This is a genomic window from Arenimonas malthae CC-JY-1 (assembly GCF_000747075.1).
GTDB classification, from domain to species: Bacteria; Pseudomonadota; Gammaproteobacteria; order Xanthomonadales; family Xanthomonadaceae; genus Arenimonas; species Arenimonas malthae.
The window spans coordinates 21,234-27,806 of record NZ_AVCH01000162.1 but is presented as its reverse complement, the minus strand read 5'-3'; the positions used below and the strand labels follow the sequence as shown (position 1 = coordinate 27,806).

At 71.0% G+C, this 6,573-nt stretch carries 6 protein-coding genes and 1 tRNA gene; 3 read left to right on the top strand and 4 right to left on the bottom strand.

Features of this window, described 5'->3' with window-relative positions:
• Positions 1-40: 40 nt before the first annotated feature.
• Together N790_RS09055 and ubiA are read right to left on the bottom strand one after the other, a co-directional pair.
• Positions 41-565 (bottom strand): Rid family hydrolase, encoded by a 525-nt coding sequence (locus tag N790_RS09055; RefSeq protein WP_052385829.1) that lies wholly within the window; start codon positions 563-565, stop codon positions 41-43.
• Positions 566-668: 103 nt separating this feature from the next.
• Positions 669-1,574 carry a 4-hydroxybenzoate octaprenyltransferase gene (ubiA, locus tag N790_RS09050; protein ID WP_043803451.1) on the bottom strand — a complete coding sequence of 302 codons (906 nt, stop codon included), beginning with the start codon at positions 1,572-1,574 and terminating at the stop codon, positions 669-671.
• A 118-nt stretch (positions 1,575-1,692) separates the two neighbouring features.
• Here ubiA and N790_RS09045 point away from each other — a divergent pair, with 118 nt between their 5' ends.
• Entirely contained in the window at positions 1,693-1,926 is a 234-nt protein-coding gene (locus N790_RS09045) for a DUF5683 domain-containing protein (RefSeq protein ID WP_043803449.1), read from the top strand.
• A 9-nt stretch (positions 1,927-1,935) separates the two neighbouring features.
• Here the strand turns inward: N790_RS09045 and N790_RS09040 are convergent, their stop codons facing one another.
• Positions 1,936-4,743, bottom strand: a complete 2,808-nt coding sequence (locus tag N790_RS09040) for a sensor domain-containing protein (protein ID WP_052385828.1) — start codon at positions 4,741-4,743, stop codon at positions 1,936-1,938.
• A gap of 119 nt (positions 4,744-4,862) precedes the next feature.
• On the opposite strand from N790_RS09040, the gene N790_RS09035 reads away from it, so the two are divergent.
• Positions 4,863-4,939 (top strand) — tRNA-Arg (locus tag N790_RS09035).
• Positions 4,940-5,086: 147 nt separating this feature from the next.
• On the top strand, positions 5,087-5,845 hold the full coding sequence (locus N790_RS09030; protein WP_043803448.1) for an outer membrane protein: 759 nt from the start codon (positions 5,087-5,089) through the stop codon (positions 5,843-5,845).
• Between the two features lie 31 nt (positions 5,846-5,876).
• On the opposite strand, the gene N790_RS09025 is transcribed toward N790_RS09030, so the two are convergent.
• Positions 5,877-6,566 carry a murein L,D-transpeptidase catalytic domain family protein gene (locus N790_RS09025; protein WP_245593766.1) on the bottom strand — a complete coding sequence of 230 codons (690 nt, stop codon included), beginning with the start codon at positions 6,564-6,566 and terminating at the stop codon, positions 5,877-5,879.
• Positions 6,567-6,573 lie beyond the last annotated feature (7 nt).

The window sequence follows — 6,573 nt, the reverse complement described above, 5'->3', positions numbered from 1 at the left end:
GCGCCCTGCCGCCGGGCGGGCGGCCGTGAGCGCGCGTGGCTCAGTTCGCCGGGTCGGCGGGCCGCGGCGCCGGCCTGGCAATGTCGGCGCGCGGCGCCTTGCCGGAACCGATGATGGCCACGGCGCGCAGTTCCACCACCGCCGTCGGCATCAGCAGCGCCGTCGTGCCCACCGCGCTCCAGGCCGGGTAGTGGTCGGGGAAGAATTCGTGGTGGATCGGCGCAAAGCGCGCGAACTCGGCGTTGAAGGCGGCGCTGTCGGTGGCGCCGGGATGGAAGCTGGTCAGCTCGACCACGTCGGCCAGGCTGGCGCCGGCCTCCTGCAGGTGCCGCTCGAGCGCGCGGAACAGGTTGCGCACCTTTTCTTCATAGGTGTCGCCGTGCGCGGCCGGGATGCCCGAGACAATCACCATCTCGCCCACCTTCAGCACCGGCGTGTAGTGGTAGTCGTGGTACGAGGCCTCCATGCCCTTGGGCGCGAAGTGTTCGCGGCTGGGCGCGGGCCCGTCGGCGGCGAAGGCGATGGCAGGCAGGGCCAGCAGCAGGGCGAGCAGGCGGGGTTTCATGGCGGCTTCCTCGGGGCGGGAAGCGCAGTGTCGGCGCGGCGGGCGCAGCCCGCATGGGCCCCAGGTCACGTCCAGCGCGGCGGACGCCGGACGTCCGCCCGGCTCAGCCCAGGGCGTAGTTCGCGGCAATGCCGGCGAACACCGCCAGGCCCACCCACTGGTTCGACAGGAAGGCTTCGAAGCAGTGCTCGCGGCCGCGGTCGCGGGCGATCCAGAATTGGCGCAGCACCAGCACCACGGCCACGCCCAGCGCCACGTAATAGAAGATGCCCAGCCCGGCGCGGCTGCCCACCAGCCACATGGCCCAGGCGAATCCACCGAACAGCAGGCCCTGCGCCACCAGGTCGGCGTCGCCGAACAGGATGGCGGTGGACTTCGAACCCGCGCGGATGTCGTCCTCGCGGTCCACCATGGCGTACCAGGTGTCGTAGCCGGTGGTCCAAAGCAGGTTGGCCAGGAACAGCAGCCAGGCCAGCGCCGGCACCGTGCCCTGCACCGCCGCGAAGGCCATGGGGATGCCCCAGCCGAAGGCCACGCCCAGGTACACCTGCGGCAGGTAGGTGTAGCGCTTGAGGAACGGGTAGCTGGCCGCCAGGAAAGCGCCGGCGAGGCTCAGGTACACCGTGAGCCGGTTGGTCAGCAGCACCAGGCCGAAGGCCACCAGCATCATCACCACGAACACCGCCAGCGCCTCGCGCGGCGCCACTGCGCCGGTGGCCAGCGGCCGCGCTTTCGTGCGCTCCACCTGCGGATCCAGCCAGCGGTCGGCGTAGTCGTTGATGACGCAGCCGGCCGAGCGCGTCAGCCACACGCCGGCGGTGAAGATGAACAGGGTGCCCAGCGGCGGCAGGCCTTCGGCCGCCAGCCACAGCGCCCACCAGGTGGGCCAGAGCAGCAGCAGCGTGCCCACCGGGCGGTCGCCGCGCACCAGCTTCCAGTAGTGCGGCAGGCGCTCGCGGCAGGCGGCCAGCAGCGCGTTTTCGGGCGTCGAAGCGGGTTCAGGGGGCATCGGCGAATGCTAGCAGGCCGCCACGCGCCGCCGCAGCGGGCATGACTTGCGTCGCTTGAACCCGCGGGCAGGGGGCCCCATGCTTTCCCTGTCATCCACCACCGCGGGAAAGACACGCATGAGCGCAGGCCAGGGTTCCACCGGAAACGTCATCGCCGCCATCTGCAGCCTGTTCATCCCGGGACTGGGCCAGCTGGTGCAGGGCCGCATCCTCTGGGCGTTGTTCTGGTTCGTGCTGGGCGGCCTGGGTTACGCCATCACCTTCGTGCTGTCGCTGGGCTTCTTCCCGTTCGGCGGCGTGCTGGTGGCCATCCTGTCCTGCATCCACGCGGCCGTCTACACCCGCACCTGAGCCCCGCGCTCAGCCCTGCGCCGCCAGCCAGGTGGCCAGTTCCGCGCCCGGCAGCGGGCGCGTGAACAGGTAGCCCTGCGCCTCGTCGCAGCCCTGCTGGCGCAGCAGCTGCAGCACGCTCTCGGTTTCCACGCCCTCGGCCACCACCGCCAGGCCCAGGGCATGGCCCAGGCTGACCACGGCGTGGGTGAGCTCGAGCATGTTCGGGCTGGTTTCCATCTGGCTGACGAAGCTGCGGTCGATCTTGAGGTTGCGCAGCGGGAAGCGGTGCAGGTAGCCCAGGTTGGAAAAGCCGGTGCCGAAGTCGTCGATCGACAGCGTGATGCCGTTGGCCTTGAACAGCGCGAACGCGTTCGCCAGCACCTCGCTCTCGCGCATCAGCGCCGATTCGGTGATCTCCAGCACCAGCCGGTCGGTGGGCCAGTGTTCGCGTTCGCAGATGGCCAGTACCTGCGTGGCGAATTCGGGGTCGCGCAGCTGCAGCGGCGACACGTTCACGGCGATGCGCCCGAACGCCAGCCCGGCCTCGTGCCACCGCCGCGCCTGCCGGCAGGCCTCGCCCAGCACCCAGCGGCCGATGGGCAGGATCTCGCCGCACTCTTCCGCCACCGGGATGAATTCCACCGGCGAGCGCTGCACGCCGGCGCGCGTGGTCCAGCGCAGCAGCGCCTCGATGCAGGCCACGCCGCCGTCGCGCAGCGACATCGTCGGCTGGAAGGCCAGTTGGAACTCGTCGTGGGCGAGCGCCTGGCGCAGTTCCTGTTCGAGCGTCACCCGGCGCTGCACGCGCTCGTAGAAGCTGCTGTTGTAGAACTGGTAGGTGTTGCGGCCGGCGTCCTTGGCCGCGTACATGGCGGTGTCGGCGGAGCGCAGCAGGCTTTCTAGGTCGCTGTTGCCCTCGCCCAGCAGGGCGATGCCGATGCTGCAGCCCACCTGCGCGTCGCCGGTGGGCAGCTGGATCGGCTGGCCGATGGCGTCGATGACCTTGCGCGCCACCAGGGCCGCGTCCTCGGGCCGCGCCACTTCGCGCAGCAGCACCAGGAACTCGTCGCCGCCCAGCCGCCCGACCAGGTCGCTGGCGCGCACGCAGGCGCGCAGGCGGCTGGCGATTTCCTGCAGCAGCTGGTCGCCGGCCTCGTGGCCCTGGGTGTCGTTGACGTACTTGAAGCGGTCGAGGTCCAGGAACAGCAGCGCCAGCGGCTTGCCGCTGCGCTTGGCCAGCTCGATCGCCTCGTCGGCGGTCTGCCGGAACAGGAAGCGGTTCGGCAGGCCGGTGAGCGTGTCGTAGTGCGCCAGCTGCTCGATGCGTTCGCCGGCCTCGTGTTCCTCGGTGACGTCCTGGGTAAGCCCGGTGATGCGGTAGGGCCGGCCTTCGCGCAGCTCCAGGCTGCCGGTGATTCGCAGCCAGATGCGCCGGCCGTCCGGCGTGAAATAGCAGGCTTCCACCGTCTGCTCGGGCACGCGCTCCTGCACCATGCGCTGCAGCGCCAGCCGCATCTTCTGCTGCGAGTCCGGGCAATAGTGGGGCAGCGTTTCCTCGAAGCGCAGCGGCGTGCCGGGTTCGATGCCGTGGATGCGGTAGTTCTCGTCGGTCCAGTGCAGCGTGCCGGTGTCCACCAGCAGCTCGAAGCCGCCGATGCGGCCCATGGCGGCGATGCGGTTGAGCAGGTCGTTGCGCCAGCGCGACGTTTCCTCGGCCTCGCGCTGCTCGGTGACGTCGTGCAGCACGCCGACCATGCGTTCGACCCGGCCGTCACCGCTGAGGATGGCCTCGGCGCGCGCCTGCACCGTGCGGCGCTCGCCGTTGGGCCGCAGCATCACCACTTCCAGCGCGTAGGGTTTGCCGTGCTTGAGCAGCGCCACCGAGGCCTCGTGCAGGCGCCCGTAGGATTCCGGCGTGAACAGGTGCCGCTGGTTGCGGAAGCTCGGGGGCGGCTTGCGCCGCGACAGGCCGACGATCCAGTAGAGCTCGTCCGACCACCAGAGCTGGTCGGTTTCCGGGTCCCAGCTCCAGCTGCCCAGGTGGGCCACGTGCTGGGCCTGGTTGAGGATCAGCTCGCGCTCGCGCAGCTGGGTTTCGATGTGTTTGTAGTCGTGGATGTCGGTGTGCGTACCGATCACCCGGCGCGGCCGGCCGCTGGCGTCCCAGGTGATGGCGCGGCCGCGGTCGAGGATCCAGCGCCAGCGGCCGTTGGCGTCGCGCACGCGGTAGTCCACCTGGTAGTTCTCGCGCTCGCCGGCCAGGTGGGCGTGCAGGGCGGCCTTCACCCGCGGCTTGTCGTCGGGGTGGATCAGCGACTGCCAGGCGTCGAAGCTGCCGTCGAGCGCGTCGCGGGAGTAGCCGAGCATGCTGAAGCAGCGGCCCGAGCGGTAGACCTGGCCGGACTCGGAGTCCCAGTCCCACAGGCCGTCCTGGGCGCTTTCGAGGGCGAAGCGCCAACGGGCCCGGTCGGGGGCCTCGGCCAGGTCGGGCGCCTCGTCGCGGCTGTAGAGGCTGACGGTGTAACCCCGGATGCCGTCGTCTTCGCCACGCACGGCGCGCAGCAGGCAGTCGAGGGTGAAGCGTTCGTCCTGATGGCGGTGGTGGACCTCGCGATCGGGGTGTTCGGCCAGCTGGCGCATGCCGTCGGCCAGCGCCTCGCGCAGGGTGGCTTCCAGGGCAGGCCCGACGATGGCCCGGGCCCGGTCGTTCGCCGCCACCACCCGGCCATTCTCGTCCAGCACCAGCAGGGCGCGCCGGGACGGGTGCAGCAACAGGCTGGCGATGAACGCGAGGTCCATGGGCGTGGCGGCGCTGCGGGCGGAGGCGTCAGGCATACGTTAACCGCAGCGTCACACGAATGTGGCCGCCTGTCCGTGCGGGCCGCCACAGAACGTCCGCACCGCCCGCCCCGGGGGTCGCCGGTCCGCCGCCACGTGGCATAATGCCCGGCCAGGCGCCCGTAGCTCAGCCGGATAGAGTAGTGGCTTCCGAAGCCATTGGTCGGGGGTTCGAATCCCTCCGGGCGCGCCATCTTCCTTCCCCCTCCCCGCTTCTGCCGTCTGTCGGCTTCCCTGCCCGGAAGCTGGCACGCGCGGCCTTGCCTCCGCGTTCTTCACATTGCCCACCCCCGCAAGGCGCCCCCGCGGGCCGGCAACGACCCCCTTTGAGGAAACGGACATGCACAAACGACTTTCCCTGCTGATTGCCCTCTCCCTGGCCGCCCCCGCGGCCCTGGCCGCCAACGGCGACTGGACCGGCTGGTACGCCGGCGTCCACGCGGGCCAAGGCGACTCGGACGCCGAAGCCGACACCACCCTCGGCGGTGCCTGGTCCAGCGAATCGCAGGCCCTGCGCGACGAGGTCGCGGCCGGCCTGTCGCCCGGCCTGGATGCCAGCGGCTCCGTCTACGGCGTGCAGTTCGGCTACAACCACCAGTTCAGCAGCGGCTTCGTGCTCGGCGCCGAACTCGACTGGAGCAAGCTCGGCATCGACGAGTCGCGCTCCACCGGCCTGACGCCCACCACGACCTTCCCCAGCCTGAGCTACGACTACGGCAACGCCATCGAGCTCGACGACAAGCTGGCCCTCAAGGGCCGCATCGGCTGGGCCAGCGGCAGCCACCTGTTCTCGCTCAGCGTGGGCTGGGTGCAGGTGGACGCGCAGGCCTTCGCCGGCATCGTCAGCAACGGCAACTACCTCAAGGCCGGCTCCCGCTCGGAGACCCTCGAGGGCACCGAGATCGGCGTTGCCTACGAGTATGACTTCGGCAACCAGTGGTCGCTGCGCGGCGAGTGGCTGATGGCCGACGTCGACCCGCTCCGCTTCGACACCGGGTACCTGCCGGGCAGCAGCTTCACGTCGCCGGCGTATTCCGAGTCGGTGCGCCAGGAGGCGGACTTCGAGACCCTGCGCCTGGCGCTGAACTACCGCTTCTGAGCCACCGGCGGGGCGGCCCCGTGCCGCCCCGTCAGCCCTTGCGGGCAGTGCCGCGGGCGCCGGCCAGGCCGTCGCGGCCGCAGCCCAGGAAACGCGAGCGTTGCAGCCAGTCTTCGTCGGGGTAGTAGGCGAACAGCAGCTGGCCCTGCTTGAGCGTGTCGATCACCTTCCTGGCCACCTCCCGGCGCACTGCCGGGCAGCCGTAGCTGCGGCCCAGGCGGCCCTGCAGGGCGGCGGTGATGGGGTCCACGTAGCCGGCGCCGTGCATCACGATCAGGCGGTCGCGGGCGGCGTCGTTCACGCCGGGCTCCAGCCCGTCCATGCGCATCGAATAGCCATTGCCGCCCTGGTAGGTCTCGGCGGTGAGGAACAGGCCCAGGCTGGACTGGTGGCTGCCGTCGCGGTTGGAGAAGGCGGTGGCGTGGTTCTCGCCGCTGCCCTTGCCATGCGCCACGTGTTCGGCGAACAGGAGCTGGCCCTGGCGCAGGTCGAACACCCACAGGCGGGGTTCGGTGGAGGGACGGGAATAGTCGATCACCGCCAGGCGGTCGGCGGCGGGCGCCGTGGCCGACTGCACCGCGCAGTCGCGCGCTTCCAGGGCCAGGGCCAGCACCTGCGGGTCGGCCTCGGGCGCGGCCGCGGCCAGGCGCTCGAGCACCGGCTCGCCGGCGAAGGCCGGCGGCAGGGCCAGCAGCAGGAGCCAGGTCAGGCGGCGGGTCATGGCCATA

What these genes read in the sequence shown, in the direction of transcription:
- N790_RS09030 (WP_043803448.1), top strand. Translation starts at nt 5,087, where the DNA reads ATGCACAAACGACTTTCCCTGCTGATTGCCCTCTCCCTGGCCGCCCCC.
- N790_RS09055 (WP_052385829.1), bottom strand. Translation starts at nt 565, where the DNA reads ATGAAACCCCGCCTGCTCGCCCTGCTGCTGGCCCTGCCTGCCATCGCC.
- N790_RS09045 (WP_043803449.1), top strand. Translation starts at nt 1,693, where the DNA reads ATGAGCGCAGGCCAGGGTTCCACCGGAAACGTCATCGCCGCCATCTGC.
- ubiA (WP_043803451.1), bottom strand. Translation starts at nt 1,574, where the DNA reads ATGCCCCCTGAACCCGCTTCGACGCCCGAAAACGCGCTGCTGGCCGCC.
- N790_RS09040 (WP_052385828.1), bottom strand. Translation starts at nt 4,743, where the DNA reads ATGCCTGACGCCTCCGCCCGCAGCGCCGCCACGCCCATGGACCTCGCG.
- N790_RS09025 (WP_245593766.1), bottom strand. Translation starts at nt 6,566, where the DNA reads ATGACCCGCCGCCTGACCTGGCTCCTGCTGCTGGCCCTGCCGCCGGCC.